This window comes from Marinobacter salexigens, assembly GCF_018860765.1.
Lineage (GTDB): Bacteria > Pseudomonadota > Gammaproteobacteria > Pseudomonadales > Oleiphilaceae > Marinobacter > Marinobacter salexigens_A.
Map to the genome: position 1 here is coordinate 573,359 of NZ_JAHKPV010000001.1, position 20,052 is coordinate 593,410.

Annotated in this window: 9 protein-coding genes; 7 read left to right on the forward strand and 2 right to left on the reverse strand. The window is 53.1% G+C overall.

Annotated elements, in window-relative coordinates; translation table 11 throughout:
- Window positions 1-103 precede the first annotated feature (103 nt).
- The 7 genes from KO508_RS02635 to KO508_RS19025 all read left to right on the forward strand — a co-directional run bounded on the left by KO508_RS02635 (window position 104) and on the right by KO508_RS19025 (window position 7,356).
- Window positions 104-847, forward strand: a complete 744-nt coding sequence (locus tag KO508_RS02635) for a substrate-binding periplasmic protein (protein WP_216006775.1) — start codon at window positions 104-106, stop codon at window positions 845-847.
- A gap of 142 nt (window positions 848-989) precedes the next feature.
- Window positions 990-1,493, forward strand: a complete 504-nt coding sequence (locus KO508_RS02640; protein ID WP_216006776.1) for a sigma-70 family RNA polymerase sigma factor — start codon at window positions 990-992, stop codon at window positions 1,491-1,493.
- A gap of 3 nt (window positions 1,494-1,496) precedes the next feature.
- A complete protein-coding gene (locus tag KO508_RS02645; protein ID WP_216006777.1) occupies window positions 1,497-2,474 on the forward strand; it encodes a FecR domain-containing protein in 978 nt (325 codons plus the stop codon).
- A 121-nt stretch (window positions 2,475-2,595) separates the two neighbouring features.
- Window positions 2,596-5,088, forward strand: a complete 2,493-nt coding sequence (locus KO508_RS02650; protein ID WP_216006778.1) for a TonB-dependent siderophore receptor — start codon at window positions 2,596-2,598, stop codon at window positions 5,086-5,088.
- Between the two features lie 68 nt (window positions 5,089-5,156).
- A complete protein-coding gene (locus KO508_RS02655; protein ID WP_216006779.1) occupies window positions 5,157-5,435 on the forward strand; it encodes a hypothetical protein in 279 nt (92 codons plus the stop codon).
- Window positions 5,432-7,096, forward strand: coding sequence for a PepSY-associated TM helix domain-containing protein (locus KO508_RS02660; protein ID WP_216006780.1), 1,665 nt, complete (start codon window positions 5,432-5,434; stop codon window positions 7,094-7,096). The genes KO508_RS02655 and KO508_RS02660 overlap by 4 nt, the downstream gene beginning before the upstream one ends.
- On the forward strand, window positions 7,096-7,356 hold the full coding sequence (locus KO508_RS19025; RefSeq protein WP_354668008.1) for a DUF3325 domain-containing protein: 261 nt from the start codon (window positions 7,096-7,098) through the stop codon (window positions 7,354-7,356). The genes KO508_RS02660 and KO508_RS19025 overlap by 1 nt, the downstream gene beginning before the upstream one ends.
- 133 nt (window positions 7,357-7,489) lie before the next feature.
- Here KO508_RS19025 and KO508_RS02670 read toward each other — a convergent pair whose 3' ends face one another.
- Window positions 7,490-8,107, reverse strand: a complete 618-nt coding sequence (locus KO508_RS02670; RefSeq protein ID WP_216006782.1) for a hypothetical protein — start codon at window positions 8,105-8,107, stop codon at window positions 7,490-7,492.
- An 80-nt stretch (window positions 8,108-8,187) separates the two neighbouring features.
- Window positions 8,188-19,770: an Lcl domain-containing protein gene (locus KO508_RS02675; protein WP_216006783.1), complete on the reverse strand. Its 11,583-nt coding sequence runs from the start codon at window positions 19,768-19,770 to the stop codon at window positions 8,188-8,190.
- Between the last annotated feature and the right edge of the window lie 282 nt (window positions 19,771-20,052).

Consider the following 20,052-nt stretch of genomic DNA (forward strand, 5'->3'; position numbering starts at 1 on the left):
TTCCGGTTTCTACGAACTGCTCGCTTAACCGCGCAATTGCTACACTCGCGATCTTTCACATTTCAGTCTCAAATCATCTTAATCAAACAGTTGGAACGATTTCATGAAAAGAAAAATCGGGTTACTACTCGGCCTATTGTTGGCGGCTAGCGCTGCAACGGCCACTGAGGAGCTTCGGATCTACACCGAACAATACCCTCCTTATAATATGACGACCAACGGCCAACCTTTTGCTCACTCGACTGAAGAAATTAGCGGCCTGTGTACTGACATATTAAAAGCCCTGCTGGCTAACACCAACCTAAAGTACAGCATCAAGTTAAGAGAGCTCAGTTATGGTCTCAACCGGGCCGGACAACACCCTAATCATGCGATCTATTGCGTGTCCAAAACGCCAGAACGAGAGCCCGCCTTTGAATGGGTTGGTCCCTTGGCTTCTGTCAAGTGGACCTTCTTCGCCAAGCCGGGGTCGTCTATTGAGCTCAAAAACTTGGAAGAGGCCCGTCAATACCGAATCGGGGGCTATAAAGGCGACATCATGACGAACTATCTAACGGATGAAGGGTTCAAGGTGTTGGCCATCAGCAAAAACGGTTTGAACGCCCGTCGTCTGGTAGAAGACCAGATTAGCTTGTGGGTAGCGGATGGCTTGGCTGGCCCCTATCTAGCCGCAGATACTGCAGACGTAACCAACCTCAAGCGGGTTTTGGTCTTCCGCGAGACCCCTATGTTCCTCGCAATTAACAATGAAACGGACCCAGAGGTTATTCAGGCGCTCAAGGAAGGCTATCGCAAGCTTGTAGAGTCTGGCGAAAAAGAGGCCATTTCGCAGGCATACGGCTTTTAAAGTAGGGTCATCAGGTATAGCGATTGTCGGTTACGCCTAGAAGAGCCTCAGGCCTTGAATAGTTAGTATAATCTGAATAGATAGCTGCAATGATAACTGTTATCATTTAGGTTTATAATACAACTATAGGCCTCTCTTTCTTATGAGCACACCTGCAACTTGCGTCAGGCGAGTATACGCTGACCATCATTCCTGGCTTCGCGGATGGTTGCAGTCAAAGACTGGCTGCTCCAATAGCGCCGCTGATCTGGCCCAAGACACGTTCGTAAGAGTGTTGGTGCGCAAACGAGAAAACGAGCGTCTGGACATGCAGGAGCCAAGGGCCTATTTGCGCGTCATCGCTCATGGGCTGATGGTCGATCACTTTCGGCGAAAATCTTTGGAGCAGGCTTTTCTTGAGACGCTTGCACAGCAGCCCGAGCCAGTGGCCTTCTCTCCGCTGGAACGTGAAACTCTGTTGGAAACCCTGAACGAAGTCGATGCACTGCTTGACCGGCTACCTGCCCGTGCCCGCCGCAGTTTTCTGCTGTCTCAACTGGATGGCATGACCTATGACGAGATCGCCACCCAACTGGGCGTGTCCACCCGCACTATCAAGCGAGAAATGAAACTCGCTTTTACACTGCTGTTAAAGGCACTTGTTTAAGCCATGAGCAGCCCGACTAAACCATCCACTCAGACACTTGAACAAGCAGCTGACTGGCTCATCCTTAAAGATAACGGCCGCTTGAGCCACAAGCAGGAACAGGCCCTTGGCCAGTGGCGCAGCCAGAAGGCCGAACACGAACAGGCCTGGCAAGCGGCATGCCGCTTGCAATCCCTGATAGGCCGGGTTCCCGAGTCACTGGGGCACCAGGTGTTGGACCGGGAGCGACTGGACCGACGAACGCTACTCAAAGTGCTCACAGCCGCGGTTGTGATGCCGGCTACGGCATGGAGCCTGACGACCCAGCCCGATTGGCAACGCTGGACAGCAGATGCCCGTACCGCCACCGGAGAACAGCGGTCCATCTCCCTGCCAGACGGCAGCGAACTGACACTCAATACCGACTCAGCCGTAGACATTAACTACAGCAACCTTGCCCGACACATTGTTCTGCACCGGGGCGAGATCATGATCAGCACTGCTCAAGACACCCTACAACCGATACGTCCTTTTTTGGTCACAACCGAGCACGGAGAGATTCGTGCCTTGGGTAACCAGTTCATCGTCCGGACACAACTGCCGGGCTTTGCGGAAGCTACCGCCCACACGGGCGTAACCGCACTGCATCAGTCGGTGGCGGTTCGGCCCAGCAGCGAGTTACGGGAGACCCTTGTCGAAGCCAACCAACAAGCCGCGTTTACTCATCAAAAGGTCTATCCCCCCAAATCAGCGCCCTACAGTGCTAGTGCGTGGGTGAAAGGGCAGCTCATTGCAGACAACCAACGCTTGAGCGAATTTCTGGCAGAAGTGGCCCGCTACCGGTCTGGGATTATCCGTGTAGATCCCGCCGTTGCCGATTTACGGATTTCAGGTGTGTTTCAGCTCAAAAATACGGATCAGATACTGAGCTCTCTCGCCGGTACGCTCCCCGTTCGTATCAGCCGGATGACCGGCTACTGGGTGACTGTCACACCAGCCTAGTACTCAGGTACTTACTTAACGCTGAAAAATATCATTCATTTTGTCACTTTTTTCCTGTCTATACGGCATACCTCAAACAAACACTAATGATTCCCATTTCTAATCAATGGAGACCCAAGGTATGCCATCAACTCTCAAGACCCTGCCCCGGCTCGCCGATCGGCGCCCGGGGCGGTTTCGTCAGCAACCTCTTGTATCTGCGCTGCGGGCTAGCCTGTTTGGAGTTGGCCTGTCACTGACCTGCGCACCTCTGCACTTGGCTCAGGCTCAGCAACTGATTGAGACGGAGATCAACTACACCTTGCCGGCGGGCCCTTTGGCCCAGTCCCTTAATCGATTTGCCAGCGAGGCCGGAATCACCCTCTCTTTTGATCCTAAACTGGTTCAGGGCAAGCGAGCGCCATCCCTCAACGGACATTACTCGGTAGAGCAGGGGTTGAACTTACTTTTGGCCGGTTCCGGGATTCTCATGACGTTCATGAGTGACGATGTTATTGCGCTCCGGGCCTCTGAATCTGATTCACTGGTTTCTACTCCCTTGCATCTGGCCAGAGCTGACGACGCCTCTGCAGAGCCCGCTGTTCTGCCAGAGCTGACGGTAAGCGGAGATAGCGTGCCAGGCTCTGCCGGAGCCGGTTATAGAGAAGAGTCTGCTTCAGTTGGCATTTTGGGAAACAAAAGCCTGCAGAACACGCCCTACAGTGTTGATGTCTATTCCCGGGAATTGATGGACAATCTTCAGGCCCGGTCCATTGCGGACGTGACCAAGTTGGATGCTTCCGTAAGTCTGTCATCCGGTGATCTGATCTCAGAGAACAACACGGTTGCGATTCGAGGGCTCTCCCCAGACTCCGAGACCGGTCAGAAACTGGATGGCATGAACTTCCGCAGCAGAGCAAAAGATCTGCCGCTGGAGCATATCGAGAGTGTGGATATCCTCAAAGGCGCGGGAGGGTTTCTCTACGGATTCGGGGCTCCCGGTGGCATCATCAATTACACGTTGAAACGCCCCACGGATGCACCAACACGCACACTTAACCTGCAACTCATGGACAGTGGGCTACCGCTAGTACACGGAGATCTCGGTGGCCGGTTCGGTGCCGATAATCGGTTCGGGTATCGGATCAATGCCGTCCATGAATCCGGCGACACCTATATCAATGAGGGTGAATCGCGGCGCAATTCGGCGTCAGTCGCACTGGATTGGCGCATAACACCAGATCTGGTGTGGCAGGTTGATGCCCTGAAAGCGAATCATAATCGCAAGGGCGGCCAGTGGGCGGTGATCTCGAACGCCGACGGACAGAGCAGTAACTTTACTCCCGCTACTCCCATCGACCCGATTGATGGAGACAAACGCTTGGCACCGGAATGGACCAGCTACGAGTCAATTCAGGAAACCTGGGGCACTGACCTGAGCTGGCAGATGTCAGAGGACTGGAGCCTACAATTGGCCCACCGTCAGTCCGATAGCTATCGCCTGTTCCACCTTCCTGGGATTTTCGCCAATACTGACGATGTTTACTCAGCGTACCTGTGGAGCTACAACAACCTCTTTGAAAGCGAACAGTCACAGCTGCAACTCTCAGGTGAGGTAAGCACCGGATTCGTTCGCCATGAACTGGTGGCAGGCGCGTCCCTTACTGAAACGGTGTCGTCAAACAGCGGCTCACTGGGCCAGTCGGGTAACCTGGGCACCGGCAACCTCTCCGATCCCGAAGAGTTTGCAGAGCCATACGGCCGCCTCGCCAAAAGCGCGGCGGAAGTTGAGGAATATTCTCGTGTAAAACGAAGTGAGCTATTCCTATCTGACACCCTGAGAGTGGGCCAGAACTGGGACCTTATCATTGGTGCACGACATGGAAACCTGAAAGACGAGTTTGGTGATTACGACGAGTCCAAAATTACGCCAAGTCTGGCGGTGATCCATCGCCCCGTAGCATGGCTTTCCCTTTACGCCAGTTACATCGAAGCCTTCGAGCAGGGCGGGGTCGCGCCGGAGACCGCCGCTAATGCTGGCGAGGTGTTTGACCCGATGATTAGCGAGCAACAGGAACTGGGCCTCAAGATCGACCGGGACGACTGGTCCGCGAACGCGGCGATTTTCCGATTGCAGCGTGGTTTGTCCTACACAAACTCCGACAATGTATTCACCCAGAACGGGGAAGCCCGCTTCCAAGGCGTCGAGCTGTCAACCAAAACCCGCATCAGCTCCCAGTGGCTGCTTTCAGCAAGCGCCTTGTGGCTTGATGCCCGCAACAAGAAAACCGGAGATACCAGTCTTGACGGTGAGCGGATTCAAGGCATCGCCCGGGAACAGCTCAAGCTGTACAGCGAGTACAGGGTTAACGGCATACCATTAACTCTCAGCGCTGGTGCCCGGTATGTAGGTACACGCCCTGCAGACCCCAGAGGCCAATGGGAGGCGGATGCCATAACACTTTTGGATGCAGGTGCCCGGTACAAACTGGCAGCGGGCAGGGTGCCAGTTACCCTGCGGTTGAACATCGAAAACCTGACTGACGAAGCCTATTGGCTAATGTCATCGGGCGGCAGCTCTCTGGCTCAAGGCGCTCCTCGCACAGTCAAACTGGGCGCACAGATTGATTTTTAGGAACGGGTGCATGGCAATCACGACGGATTGTCCTGCTCTCGAGCTTTGCCACTGAAGGAAGATAACCCATGGGATTGTATGGATGGCGCCTGTTCTCATTGATTTGCGCCGCGCTTATCGGCGGATACCTAATGGCAGCGGCAGCGGGCATTTTTCTCGCTGGCGTGGTCCCAGATTCACGGGGAGCCGCAGCACTGACCGGCACAATGGCCAGCTTTGCGGTTTATGCCGGTGCCATCATCTGGGTATTTGCCATGCGCCGGCCCGCACGAGCGTGGGCCAGCCTTATTCTAGCCAGTGCCGTGTTGGCTACCACCGGCATGATACTGGGGAGGCATAGCCTGTGAGCACGCGTACACCCCGGCCGAACAAAACCCCAATGACCGAGGCGCCCCAAGGCGGCTTTCGACAGTCCATGGCCTGGCTGCATACCTGGGCCGGGCTTACTCTGGGCTGGGTGTTGTTCCTGATGTTCCTTACCGGAACCGCAGGGTATTTCGATACCGAGATTGATCGCTGGATGCAGCCTGAGTTGCCTCCTGCTCAAACTCACCTGAACGCCACCGATACCGCCGCGGTATTGTTAGCCCGGCTGGAAAAAGAAGCGCCCGAAGCGGAACGTTGGTTCCTACGCCTGCCAACAGATCGAAATCAGCCCTACCCGAGCGTATTCTGGCAGGGGGCATCGGTTGATGCCGGGGCCAGTGCGGCCCGAGGTAACCTGAAACTGAACGGTGAAACCGGCGAAACCTTTCAGGCGCGAGAAACCGGTGGTGGCCAACTGCTTTACCAAATGCATTGGCGGCTGCACTACCTGTCCCGAGCTCAGGCAGATGTCATCGTGGGGTTCGCAACATTGTTCATGCTGGTGGCTCTGGTCAGCGGCGTGATTATCCACAAGAAAATTTTCAAAGATTTCTTTACCTTTCGGCCAAGTAAAGGCCAGCGCTCCTGGCTGGACGCCCACAATGTATTCAGTGTACTGGCGCTGCCGTTTCATCTGATGATCACCTATTCGGGGCTCGTTTTCATGGCCTTCTCTTACATGCCGCTGGTGGTGGCCGCGCACTACGGCGTTGATGGAGAGGCCCGCAGCCAGTTTATTGCCGATGTTTTCGACCCTCCCGGTCAGGTTGAAGCCACCAACGAACCTGCCCCTCTGGTGCCGCTCACAGGTCTTATCGCGAAAGCGGAAGATCAATGGGGGAAAGGCCGCATTCGCAACATCGATATTCGCCACCCGGGTGATCGCAACGCCCGAGTCATCATTCATGAAAATATCGAAAAATCACTCGCCAGTGCGGCCGGGCTGATGGTGTTCAATGGTGTTAGCGGCGAACTGTTGCGTATGGTTCCAAAGGAGCCTTCAGCAGCCAAGGGCGCGCGAGACCTATTCATCGGCTTGCATGAGGGGCTTTTCGCTGGGCCGGTATTGCGCTGGCTGTACTTCTTTTCCGGATTACTGGGCACCGGCATGATCGCTACCGGGCTGCTGCTATGGGCGGTTAAACGACGGCAACGCGCCGAGCGGGCAGCAGGCACGGAAAATAGGGGATTGCGACTGGTGGAAAAACTGAACGTGGGCACCATCGTAGGGCTGCCTATCGGAATCGCTGCCTATTTTTGGGCTAACCGGTTGCTACCGATTGGCATTGAAGGCCGGGCAGACTGGGAAATAAACGCTCTGTTTATCACCTGGGCCGCAATGCTGTTGTACGGAACACTCCGCCCGACCAAGCGAGCCTGGATTGAACAACTTTCACTGGCCACCATTGCCTTTGCATTGCTACCTCTGATCAATGCTCTGACAACCAATAGCCATCTTGGACAATCACTGCGTGGAGGCGATTTGGTAATGGTCGGCTTTGATCTGGCCATGTTGTTTATCGGTGCCGCCTTCGCCGGCATTACTTGGCGCTTGATAAGCAAATGGTCACCCACCAACGGTGACCAGAAAGCCGGGCGCCAATGGGCCAAGTCTCTTGATCTAGCGAGGTCAGCCAAATGATGCCGTTGTTTGCATCCACCCTTATTTTCTCCGGCTTCCTCGCACTGTCCTTATCCATGAGCCGTCATTGTAGACAGGTACTTAATCGTTCCCTCTCTCCAAAGGCCAATCTTTGGCTACGGCTTCTGGGGTGGGCTAGTCTGGGCGCAGCCTTGATGATCTGTATAGCGTATTCGGGATGGGCAACGGGGGTACTGCTCTGGTTGGGATTGCTCAGCGCTGTCGGCTTGATCAATATTTTGTGGTTGACCTATCGTTGAGGTAGGCTCCGAATGAACTGACAAGCACAATCAAGCTCTGAGGATTTACATCACCATTAAGGTTCGTATTCTCACCCGCAAAGTCAAAGGGAAGTGTGATGCTCAGATTGCTGTCGGTAGTTGCGCAAAGACCCTACCACTCAACGTTTTTACTTATCAAAATTCCGTCTATACTTTCCACTTTTCTTGGCATCCAATGATATATTTCCGTGTACCTCCACCATCTATTTTTATACCCTACACCCATCGAAACAATTCCGCTAAGAATCGAAAAAAGAGCATTCAACACCCAAGTAAAAAAACCATCAAGTATCGAGCCTAAACCTTCATTTCTCTCAACAGATTTTCTAAATACTATATAAAGGACTAGTCCTGTCAAACTACCTCTGAAAAGTGCTCTTTTATAACTTAACGTAGCCAAAAGCACGAATCTTTCATCGCCTGACCTTGAATACTCTTTCAACAATCTTTTTGATCTTGATAAGCTACAGAAAATCACGGACTTATCGCCTAGGACTTTAAAATACTCTTCGATGGAGCCCGGTTTAAGAACATCCTCATCACCCGAATTTTCTATGAAAATTTCTCCAAAAAGTGCCAGACTTTCAGCGGTCCCGTTTTCTAATTCGCCTTGAAACACCTCCATCAATTCATTTCCAGAAGGTGTTTTCTCGCAAATACTCCACAACCTACCTGCTAGCTGTAGATGGCGAGGGCGCTCAAACTCACAACGGTCTAAAAACGCTTCCACTAACGAATCCGTACGTATGTTCCGAAGCATGAATTCAGGATGTAACACTACGCTATGACAAAGTTTTTTACGATATGAAGTCATTTTGGCCCCGGTGCGTGAATCTCTGTTCGATGTTGGTGATACTCGCCCATCTTGTCGACTTTTGATTGTGGATCAGATGGGTCTCCACCAAGCACTTCAGCTAACTCTGTAGCAATTTCTAAAAAAGTGTCGGGGTTCTTCATTACAATCTTACAAAATTTGAGTAAAGTTCCGCCTCCACCGCCTCCACCTGCAGCAACCATCCCCCAAGCTTCACCGTATTTTGGCAAAAGATTATATCTCTCAGGCAAGTTGTTCATGTTGTCCGCTTCAACTTTTGATTGAGGAAGCCTTCCTCCAGCAAAGCCAAAGCCTGCAGCAACATCGAACGATTGCAACCCTGTCGGATCTATCCAATTAACCGGATCCCCCAACACATACCCATAAAGATTCGTATCCCCTCCCGCAAAGCCAATGGGATCCCGCGCCGTCCAGCGGCCGGTTTTTGGATCGTAATCCCGATAACCGAAGCGGATCAACCCAGTATCATCGTCCTTTAACCCGCCTGCAAAGCCAAAGGGAATCGTGATGCTCGGATTGCTGTCAGCGATTACGTTGCCATAGGCATCATACTCAATGGCTTTGACCACCTGCCCCGCGTTGTCGGTGATTACTCTTGGGCTACCCAACTGATCCGTCAGCAGATAATAGGTGTTGCCATTCTCCGTAAAGCTCGTCGGAGCATGGCCCAGCGTGTAGCTGAACCGCTGTTTAAGATTGCCATTTCCATCGTAGGTGGCCAGCAGGGTGATTTTGTCCTGCCATAGGTAGCGCTCTATGACTTGCCCGTCTTTGAGCTTGGCCACGCGATTGCCCAGAGCGTTGTGCCGGTACTGGATGGTGTGATCGGGCGTTTGCACCTGCTTGAGTCGGCCCTGGCTGTCGTAATTGTAGGTGGTGACTTCGGTGCTAGTGGTTTTCTGGCTGAGGCGCCCGTTGCCATCGTAGCTGTAGTGGGTGTTGCCCTGGCTTTGCAACTGATCACCCAAGTTATAGCTGGCTACGGTGCTATTGACGCCACGCTCAGTGCTGGTGGCCAAGGTACGGTTGCCGTTGGCGTCGTACTGGTACTGCTCGACCAACTGGCTGTTTTTGGTCACGCCCGTGAGGCGGTAACGGTCGTCGTACGTGTAGCTGTACTCGTTGATCACTCCGTTTGGCAGCGTTTCGGTTTTGCCGGTGATCTGGCCAACGCTGTTGTAGGTCAGTTCGTAGCCGAAGGCGGCCGTCTGGTTCAGCTCGGTGCTGACGTTCGTGACTTCCCCATAGCCGTTGTAGGCGAAGGTTCGGTTCAGGGTGCCATTGCTCAGGCTAATGGGCAGGCCATGGTTGGCATCGCGGCCGAGGGTGAAGCCGTGAATGCCGGTTAACAAGCCGTCCCGGTCGTAGGTCAGGTTCGTGCTGTCACCGGCGTAGGTGAGCTGGCTGATCTGGAAGTTGGCATTGTGATCGTACTGAATGCCTTCGTTGAGTTCGCCCTGGTACCCGACTTCCTTCAGCAGGCTGCCATCCCAGGTGTAGGCGAGGGTTTCAGTGCCTTCGCTGATCTGGCTGAGCTGATCACCGTGGTGATAGCTGTAGAGGATGGAACCCTCTGGCGTGTTGGTTTGGGTCAGCCGGTTCTGACTGTAGGTGTTCTCCAGCCGCTGGCCGGAGGGCAGTGCGATGGCCGTGAGGCGGCGGTCGCGGTCGTACTCGTAGTGCGTGGCTTCGCCCAGTGGGGTGGTGTCGGAGGTGACCCGGTTGATGCCGTTGACCGTGCTCACATGCTCAGCGGGTGTGGGCACCACCAGCGTGGTCTGGTTGCCGTTGGCATCGTACTCACTGAGCGTGGCATGGCCGTCCGGGTAGGTGACTTTGGTTACACGGCCTAATGAATCGTACTCATAGACGGTTTGCCGGCCATCGGCGGCGGTAATGGCTGTTACCTGACCACGACCTTCGCTGCCGTATTGGTAGGTTGTGCTTCGGGTGCCCACGGCCTGGCCTGTGAGGCGACCCCGTGTGTCGTAGGCAAACACCGTATCTTGCAGTCCGGCGACGGATACGCTCTGTGTCAGCAGGGTGTCCGGGTCCACCACTTCGCTGACCACACGGCCTTCGGCGGAGGTCTGGGTCAAAGTGCCGGCACGGGTGTCTACCTCAGTGGTGCTGATATCGCCGTTTACATCGGTTGTGAGGGTGTAACGGCTGGTATCTGCACCGTTTTGCCCATAGGTTTTGTTCAGCGATGTCACGCTGGCCCGGCCACTGGGTTGGGTGATGGTGATCACGCTGGGTATTTCTTGCAGCGTTTTGGAGTCGAGCACCTTATCCACAACAGTGGTCACACCGCCGTAAGTGGTGGTCTGCTGAAGCTGATCGGCTCGCAGGATGTCGATCAGGGTGGCACCGTTCTTGTAGGTGATCTCTTTGCGCACATCGCCGTTTTCCAGTACCCGGCGAACGGTCTGGTAGTGCTCGCCTTCGGCGGTGGTGTAGCCGTATTTATCATGGCCAATGCCGACCCGGGTATCGAAGAAGTCCCACTGCCCACCTTCGGGATTGCGGGTCTGGTAAACCCGGCCATTCTCGTCGAATTCGTGGGGGTAGCTGTAGCCGTTGGGGTCAACCTTTTCCGTTAGCAACCCGCCAGCCTGGTAGAAGAACTGATACTGGCTGGCATCTTCGTAAGCCAGCGCGGTCAGGTTATTCTGCTCATTCACCGTGAGTTCAGTAACCTGCCCATCGGCGGCGACCATTCGGGTGGGCGTGCCATTAATATCCCGTTCAATGACGATGTGATTGCCGAACGGATCGGTCATGCCTACGAGCTTATCGCTGTCGTTGTAGCTAAACTCGACCAGCGTTTTGCCGCTGTCCAGGTCAATGGTGGCAATGTGCTTGCCATCCTTGTCGAAGCGGTAGGGCATTCTTGCGGAGGACGCCGCATCCCGAACACAGCGCACGTAGTATTGATCGGATTTACTGAACCGTTCGCTGTTAAAACTCAGGCTTTCGATAGCCCAGGCCTGGGTGTCTTCCTGATAGTTGGTTGTCGAGCTCCAATAGGGCTGACGGAAGCTGGCTTGATAGGTCCAGTGTGTGCCCGGCGGGAAGACCAGTTCAGATTGATGCTGAAAGACATTATTGGGCAACACGTACAACAGCTCATTGATGTTTGGCATACGCCAGTCGTCAAACCCAGCAAAGGTTGTTGCTTCGCAGTGATGGATACTCGCAGCCCAATCCCGTTTGGTAAGGGCGTTTTCCGGTGCATCCTGCCACATCAAGCCATTGTCTTTGTCGACAACTACTTGTTGAGCCGCGTCTCGTTGCAAGCCCTGAACGTAGCGGTCGTCTATGGACTCACCACGAACACACATAACCGGTAGGAGTTGGTCATCATAATTTGAGGTGTTTTGGCGCCATAGAAGCCGAGCTTGCGTCAAACTGTAAATCGCTGGCCCAATGTTAGCGCCCGACTTCTCGATCGTATAACCCACTTCTTTAGAGGTAGGTAGGCGCCAGCCAGAATCTTTTGGTTCGGCTTCGGTGGCGCAATATGCCTGAGCTTCCGCTTTGGAACGAGTTTCGAAAGGCCGATCGGCAAACTGCCATTCTAGCCCGGTGACTTTATCAACCAATACCGCTTCGTCGTTTACGGTGTAATCAATCGTGCTGCCACCGCTTTGGTAGTAACCGTCATCACCGTCCAACAGGCTGTAGGTGAGGCCAGTCTTGAGAATCAAAGACTGGGTTTCTACGTCAACAACTCCGCCATTACCAAGGTACACCCGGCCCGCCGGATCAAACTCATGAACGTTTGAGAGCGACCAGCCATTGCCAAGCTGTCTATCAAAGCTGTTTTTGAATGACACCCCGCGAGTCTGCCAGCTTATGTAGTTCTGCCGACCTGGAACCGCGGTCACGCTATCACCGACCTGCGCCCAGGCAACCGGAAATTCAGACAGTTCCCGTTCTTCTGCGGCAGCATTGCCGGCGCTAATGTATTGCGCCTTGTATTCGTAACCTATGCTGACACGCCCGCTGACCATACCTTTTGGCCGCACCCCATCAACTCGGGTGCCATCCCAAATGAACTCAACCTCGGTGTTTGTAGCCGGTGCGAGTTCACGCTGGAACACTCGCCCAGCCACTTCGAGCTTCACAATCATCTGTTCAAGAGTTGAGGGAATCGAAGCACCACTCACCTTAATGCGAGCTTTGTGTTTATAGCCTTCGGTTCGCTGGCTGGAATAGTGAAGCGTTAGTTGGGTGCCAGCAATTGAAATGTCTTCATGAAAGGTTTGCTGATACGGCTTCACATAGGAGCCGGTGCATTCGGTTTCTTCGTTTTTCTCGTCTTCCTGCTCAACGTCGGCATCGACCTCAGTCGGCGCTTCGTCTTCACTGGAGCCCCAGTTATAGTCCTTGGCCGAGAAGTGATTAAAGCTACCCCACCAGAGCGTGTCTCCCGCTTCGTAGCCTGCCAAACCAATAACCTCATCTTCGGTGTTGCCATTGCCGTTGAGGTCGTCCGGCGAGGAATCGCCGGTGTAGTCGAGGCCGTCGACCTCGCCATCGCCATCGACGTCCAACAACTGAACAACCACGCCATTGGAGGACGCCACCCACTGATTTCCAAGCCGATCGTAGGTTCCGATCGGGACAATCTCACCAACGTCAAAGCCCAGAAAGTTATCAACGAACATCACGACGTCGCTATCAAACACAACACTGTCGCTGTAATACACGCCAGCTACATGGAGATCGTTCGCAAAGGTGAAGGCTACTTCACTTGGCAGCTCGCCTGGCATTGATGTAGGTGTTTCAAACTCTGTAGCACTGAGCAAGAAGCTGTCTAAACTACGAGTACTGCCATCCGCGGAAAGCACCGTGGCGGAGGTAATACCATTGAACACGATAGTCGCCTGGCGTTTGCCAAACTCATCATTAACAGGGGTAGATTGGTGTATTTGAGGCTCGCTGGAGCTTAGATCGATGAGTGTTTGCTTGCTGTCTCGCAATAGCAGCATCACATCCTCAAGGTTCGACCAAGTATTTGAGGCCCCGATGGTTGTGCGCTGAATTACCAACCGCCCCGGCATCTCATACACGATGGTCTGCTGGCCGGCAGGACCAGCGATAATAAAGCGCCCATTACTATCCGTTTCCGTGGAGCCCAACTCGGGTTGGTTCAGGAACGATGCTTGCACCCCTTCAAGAGGCTGGCCATTGCGATCTTGTACTACACCGGTATAGACCGCCATGGCCATGGGGTCGTAGCCGGTAACGGAAGCGTTGTCTGGCACATACTCGGAATAAGCTTCGGCGGCCGTTCCCTGTATATTGCTGATATCCGTGGCTTCCCGAACCCGAACAAAGAGGCGGTTGGATTCCAGCCCGTTGATCCGGGCAAAAACCTGAGCCTGACCAATTTTCTCAGCCGTAACCACGCCATCAATAACTGAGGCGATGGAACGGCTGTCCGCAATAAAACTGGCATAAGGAGTGAAGTCACTCTGGTTACCATTGTCGTAAACACCCATGACCTGAAGAGGCTGGGTGTTGCCCGGAACCATTATCAGTGTGCTGGGTGAAACCCGGATCTCGCTCAGGCCGTTTGTCTCTATCAGCGACTCGTCAATATCCAGAATGTGCGCAGTGTTGCAGCCTTGTGCTGCAGACGTGTCCGTCGTACTGACTGTCGCAAGGTTCCACTGCTCATTCTGGTCAATCGTGTGGAAGACCGCCACATAACCGTGAACCTCCGGAGTAGCCTGACTGGGTCCGTAAAGGCCACGGGACACTCCAAAACCGATCAGTCCTTCGGTGTTGGAACTACCGCTATTCTCGTTAAGACCAGTCTGTAATAGGTGATCACGATGCCCCCAAGCTGGCCCGGTTGCCCAATCAAAATTTTCAAACCATGCTTTGTCTTGATAAATCCATAAAAATACAGCGCGAACCAGCACCTGATCGACTGTAGCTGACGCCAAATACCCTGACCCCCAAGCGACCGACTCGTTCAATACATGGGCATCACGGTGTCCCGCAATATAAGTATTAACATCCAGACGATCCCCAGGGCTCAGGCCATCGTTGTAATGCCCAATGACTTGATTACGGGTAAGGATGTAATCTGCGTATTCCTGAGCAACTGTCGCAACTTCTGGTGCCGCCCCTTCATAGGGTTTGATACCTCGCGCCGTGCGCTCAGCATTAATGAGGTACAAGCCTTTCTCCTGAACCGCCATAGCGTCCCACACGACTTGGGATGGCATGATCAGATACTGGAAGACGGACGGATCCTGGGCGCGTGCGAAGTTAAAGGCCCGCTCGATATCTTCAACGGTTGCAGCATCATTACCCAGCCATTCGGCATCGTTTTCGGGATACAGCTTCTCGTACCCACGATCATCGGTTACAGGGTTTGCTAGGCATTGTGCAAGGTCGCGAGTACCCAGCACTTCTATTGTCACGAGTTTCGAATCCGATAGGCCGAGCTCAGTGGTCACAACCAGCTCAACCGTATGACTACCCGCTTCAAGGTGGTCAATTAACACCGTTGCTTGCTCTGAAATCAGTTGGCCGTTTATGAACCACTGATAAGCCAATGTTCCGGACGCCACCGAACTACCACTGGCATTCAAATCGATCTGCGTACCGGCGTAGCCTGAGACTACATCTGGCGCAACGGCTTTCGGCGTATAACCAACAACGACGGTCACAGCCTTGTTACCTATTAATCCTGAGTCATCCTCAACCTCAAGCCGGTAGGCCCAGGTGCCTATCGGCAACTCGCTGAGTGTCAACTGTGCAGCGTCCCCCAGAAGCTCACTGCTGCCGGCGGCAAACCATCGATAGGCAACAATTTCACCATCCGCGTCGGTACTGCCCGAGGCGTCCAGCGTGAGGGAACTGCCTTCGCTCACAACGTGGCTGTCTTCAACCACGGCTACTGGTTGGTAACCAACAACAATCGTCACGGCCTTGGTGCTCACCAAACCCATGTCATCCTCAACCTCAAGCCGATAGATCCAGGTGCCTACCGGCAACTCGCTGAGTGCCAATTGAGCAGCGTCCCCCAGAAGCTCGGTGCTGCCGTCGGCAAACCACCGATAGGCGACAATCTCACCATCCGAATCGGAACTCTCTGAGGCATCCAACGTGAGAGAACTGCCTGCGTTCACAACGTGGCTATCGTCCAACGAGACTGTTGGTTCATAACCAACAACCACCGAGACCGTCTTGGTGTCCACCAATCCGGAATCATCCTCAACTTCAAGGCGGTAGCTCCAAGTGCCCACTTGCAAATCACTGAGCGTCAATTGAGCAGCGTCTCCCAGAAGCTCACTGCTGCCGGCGGCAAACCACCGATAGGCAACAATCTCACCATCCGCATCGGTACTCTCCGAGGCGTCCAGCGTGACGGAACTTCCTTCTGAAACCGTGTGAGCATCATTGACAACTGCAGCTATCGGTCGAACTTCAGTTACAGTCACCTCAAAACTGGTTCCCAGCACTTGACCAATAGAGTCAATTACTTCGAGCGTGTAATTCCTGGCTCCAGCGCCTAAGCCTTCGAGATTCAGAATCGCCTGATTTCCTACTACATCTCCGGTCGTATCATCAATCCACTTGAAGGAGACAATGCCTCCAGCGCCACTGGTTCCACTGGCATCGAGAACTACATTCTGACCAAGTCTGACCGATGATTCGCCGTCAATAGCAATCTCAATAGGGCGTATCACTGTAATTACGATCGATTCTGGATACGCCTGAGTCAGCCCGTTGTTGTCTGTCACGGTCAACCGAAGGCTATGCTCCCCAGAAGCTAGCGAGTCCAGATGCAGGACTGGGTCACTGCCAAGATCAGCATCATCCGTCAGGCTGTACCACTGATAAGATATAATTGTTCCGTCAGAATCTGAGCTGCTTGAGGCATCAAGCGTTAAAGACTCGCCGAAGTTAATGGAAGTCGGGTGACTCTCGATTCGAGCCACAGGTTCTGCGTAGTTGCGTACACAGCGAACGGGCGTATTGCTCTGCTGGCTATAGGGGAGCTGATGGACATGGTTAACTGCCAAACCAGACGCAATTTCGCTCTGGTATTCGAAGCGCCAAAACTGCGTCAGGTTTTCCAGCGCGTATGGGGCACGCGACCATCCCGGCGTCGTTGTCGTTGGCGTAGACGAAGCCCAATGCCGCACATCCGGTACGTTCAAAAAGACATCCGATGGGTTCTCTAGCGTAACGAAGTGCTCGAACTCCTGCATCAGTGTCTGAGATTCATTAAAATTCGGCAGACGCCAGTCGGAATGTCCCGCCAGCTCCAGCGTTTCGCAACTTTCTAGCGCAGCCGGCCAAGCTACATTGCTTACAAGAACCTGAGCATCGTCTTGCCACATTAGTCGATTGGCTCGATCAACGGTTACATTCTGTTCCATAGGCCTAAAAAAATCAGGAACAAAGCGTTGCTCTCCACTGACGCATCGAGCGTGGGCTCGGCCAGTACTTTCTGGCTTAAGCTCTCCATTACCAAAGTGTACAGTGCTGTGGTAGTTGGTTAACGGCTTATGATTGCTCACATCGATAGCAAAAAATTCCATGCCAGTGTGTTTAAAAGCCGAGTTGATCAAGTTATTGCGGTAGCGCGTGCGATGGTGCTCCAATAAGAACACTAATTCGAGTCTGTTCGGCAATCGCCAAGTATCAATACCTCCATGCACAAGATTTTGACAAAATCTCGCAGCATCGTTCAAACCATCAAAGGAAACATCAACATTATCCGTATCCTCCCAAATGAGCCCGTTGACAGGGTCCAAAACGATATCTAGCAAATCATTCCTTACATAGACTCTGGGAGTTCCCGCCTGAGTCGTCGCATCATCCATAGGGTGGACAGGAACGCGATAACCGGTCATTGGCAACCGAGACATTCCATCAGGCAAATGTTCTGTATCGGTAAAGGGCACTACGGTTAATTGGAATGACTGAGTATCGCTCGCGCCATAGATATCAGACGCTCTAATCACTATGTCATGGACACCAATGTGATCAAAACCCGGCGTCCAAACGATATCTCCATCAGTGGCAACCATTCCCTCAGGCCCACTAATCACTTCTAATACGGGCTCACCGTCATTGGGATCGGATACCAACACCTCATAGGTATATGACAGGCCTTCGAGTGCTCTTTTGGGTGGCGCACTCACAATCACAGGTGGCAGGTTTGGATCCTTTACTTCTATTTCGAAGTTTTGAATGACTTGCCCACCCCGTTCATCGGTAACGGCAATCTCCACTTGATGAAAGCCAAGCTGGGAACGGCTGGGTTCCCACGAAATCAACCCAAACGGGGCATCGACCATCATTCCTTCTGGGGCTTCATTTAGACCAATACACAACTCGTCGTTGTTCGAGTCCGCTGCTAGGACCCTATATTCAAATTTTTTCAGCGCCCACGCCTCAAGTCCTGGCGTTGATATAACCACTGGAAGCTGGTTGGCTTCACTTAACTGGCTAGCTGTTAACCCGTAACCTTCCGCATTTGCAAGCGCTGGGCTTGGCGAACAGCTATCAAAGGAGGCGCCCGCCACAACCATATTAAAAGGGTCGTCGGGCGCAGCAGGGGATGGCGTATCAGGTGGGATAGGCGGTTCTGCATTGAATATTTCGAATAACTCGTAGTAGTCGATATACCCACCATCAGCAAACTGTATAAAGCGAACCGTGTTTTGCCTGACAAAAAACTGGTGAACCCGGACCTCACTATTATTCCGGCTATTACCCAGAATTAAATCGTCTGCCATCCGCGAGTACGTCAGGTCAGATTTGCTTGTTCCGGACGTGTAGTACACGGTGTTGTAGCCTTCATAGGCAATGATGAACTTCTTCCCGGAATCTTGCTCAATCTCAAAGGTGATGCCTTCCATAGCATTTCCGCCACCGGAACCACTGATGCTACCGCCGTAACCAATGCGACCGATGAGATAGTCATCTCCGCTGAGTCCTTGCACCACCTTTGTTCCCATTCGCGGAATCAGAATGTCCGGGCTTGCAGAACCCACCAACGGGCTGCCATCTGCTTTACCGGCAAACAATTGAAGGGACTGAGCCACGGTGGCTGGAGGAGTAACACCAAAGGCCTGAAACAGTTGTGCGCCGGTGAGCTGACTACCATTCTGGAACTCAAGTGCAGAGATAGTGTTATCAATCACAAAGAACCGTTTTATGGTCAAGGATTGACCGCTTTGCCCGATATTGAGAACGAGGTCATCACCCGCCTTCATCAAACCACTGGTGACGTCTGAGTAGGAGATACCGGAAAGAAACTCAATGACATTTTGACCTTCCACATCGTGGATAGTATCGCGCCCATCACCCGCATCAATTCGGTAACGGTCATCGGCAGGGCCGCCAATCAGAAAGTCATCGCCAGCACCACCTGTCACCAATGTGGCGTCGTCACTCGCAACCAAAAGATCCGCATCGCCCGTGCCTGTTAGGCGCAACAATTCGGGCCATTCATTGCCCGGATCACTACCGCCGCCACCAGTATCGCCTCCTCCAGCACCATCACAGTTCTCTGTGGTTGGATCGCATGTGTCATCCGGCGGCGGATTTTCACCACTACCATCATCACAGTTTTCAGGGTCCGCTTCTGGTTCGGAACAGAGAGGTAGCCCTCCATCACCCGGGTCGCTTCCGTCACCAGCTCCGTCCAACGAAGTACCGTCAATTATCATCTGAAACGGCGGTACCTGAGCCGGTTCAGGCACACCAAACATACTTATGATTTGCTCGGCGGCTATCTCGCCGCCACTTTCAAAACGAATCGCTGAGACCGTATTCGCGCGCGTGAAGAATTTGTAAATTCTTACTTCGTTGCCGGCATCGCCATTGCTTAGAATCAGGTCGTCCCCGGATTTCATTAGATTTGAAGCGACATCACTGAAGGAGATTCCATCAACAAACAAAACAACGTTTTGACCCTCATAGGCAACAATGAAATCCTCGCCGTTGCCAAGGCCAATTTCAAAGGTGACCCCGCTTGCACGGCCAACCAGAAAATCATCACCGGCTTGGCCTTGAAGCATTTCCGTATCGTCAATAGGTATGAGGATGTCCCCAGCCTCCGTTCCCGTTAGCAATGGAGCCCCTTCATCTCCTATGTAAGGCACTTTCGAGACTTTGGTTTCAGTTGGGGCTGTCAGACCAAAGACTTGAAACAACAAAGATGCTGGAAGCGTTTGACCAGTTGAGAATTGAAACTCCTGAATCGTTCCGTCAACAGTGAAAAAACTCTTAATCGTGAGGCTCTGACCGCTCTGCCCAACGTTCAAAATCAGATCATTGCCTGATTTCATCAAACCACTGGATACATCCCCATAGCCGATTGAGCTGTCAAACTCTACGTAGTTACTCCCTTCCACTTCGTACAACGTATCCTTGCCACCTCCTGCGCTAACAACGTACCGATTGTCGCCCGGCCCACCCACGAGAAAATCATCACCGGTACCTGGAGTTACCCTTGCGCTTGCAACACCGACGATGATGAAATCGTCTCCAGCCGTCCCATCAATTGCATTCACTGCGCTGGCAGTTACTGAAGAACTAAACCAAAAAACCAAGGGAAGCGAAAAGATCGAAGCAACGATGGCTCGAAGTGCAGTTTTCGTAGCGCAAATCTCGAATAGTCAGGGAAATAATCTGTGGGGGCCCTGTAAGCATCTCGTTGGATGTCACGCAGGCCAGTTAAGGCATAGAGTTAGGGTGATCTGTAGGCACCCGAGGGCCATATGGACACTGCAGCTTCATCAGGAGGGATATGTAAGATCAAAACGGGGTAATACGACAACGCGCTGACGTTACGC

What these genes read in the sequence shown, in the direction of transcription:
- KO508_RS02635 (WP_216006775.1), top strand. Translation starts at nt 104, where the DNA reads ATGAAAAGAAAAATCGGGTTACTACTCGGCCTATTGTTGGCGGCTAGC.
- KO508_RS02640 (WP_216006776.1), top strand. Translation starts at nt 990, where the DNA reads ATGAGCACACCTGCAACTTGCGTCAGGCGAGTATACGCTGACCATCAT.
- KO508_RS02645 (WP_216006777.1), top strand. Translation starts at nt 1,497, where the DNA reads ATGAGCAGCCCGACTAAACCATCCACTCAGACACTTGAACAAGCAGCT.
- KO508_RS02650 (WP_216006778.1), top strand. Translation starts at nt 2,596, where the DNA reads ATGCCATCAACTCTCAAGACCCTGCCCCGGCTCGCCGATCGGCGCCCG.
- KO508_RS02655 (WP_216006779.1), top strand. Translation starts at nt 5,157, where the DNA reads ATGGGATTGTATGGATGGCGCCTGTTCTCATTGATTTGCGCCGCGCTT.
- KO508_RS19025 (WP_354668008.1), top strand. Translation starts at nt 7,096, where the DNA reads ATGCCGTTGTTTGCATCCACCCTTATTTTCTCCGGCTTCCTCGCACTG.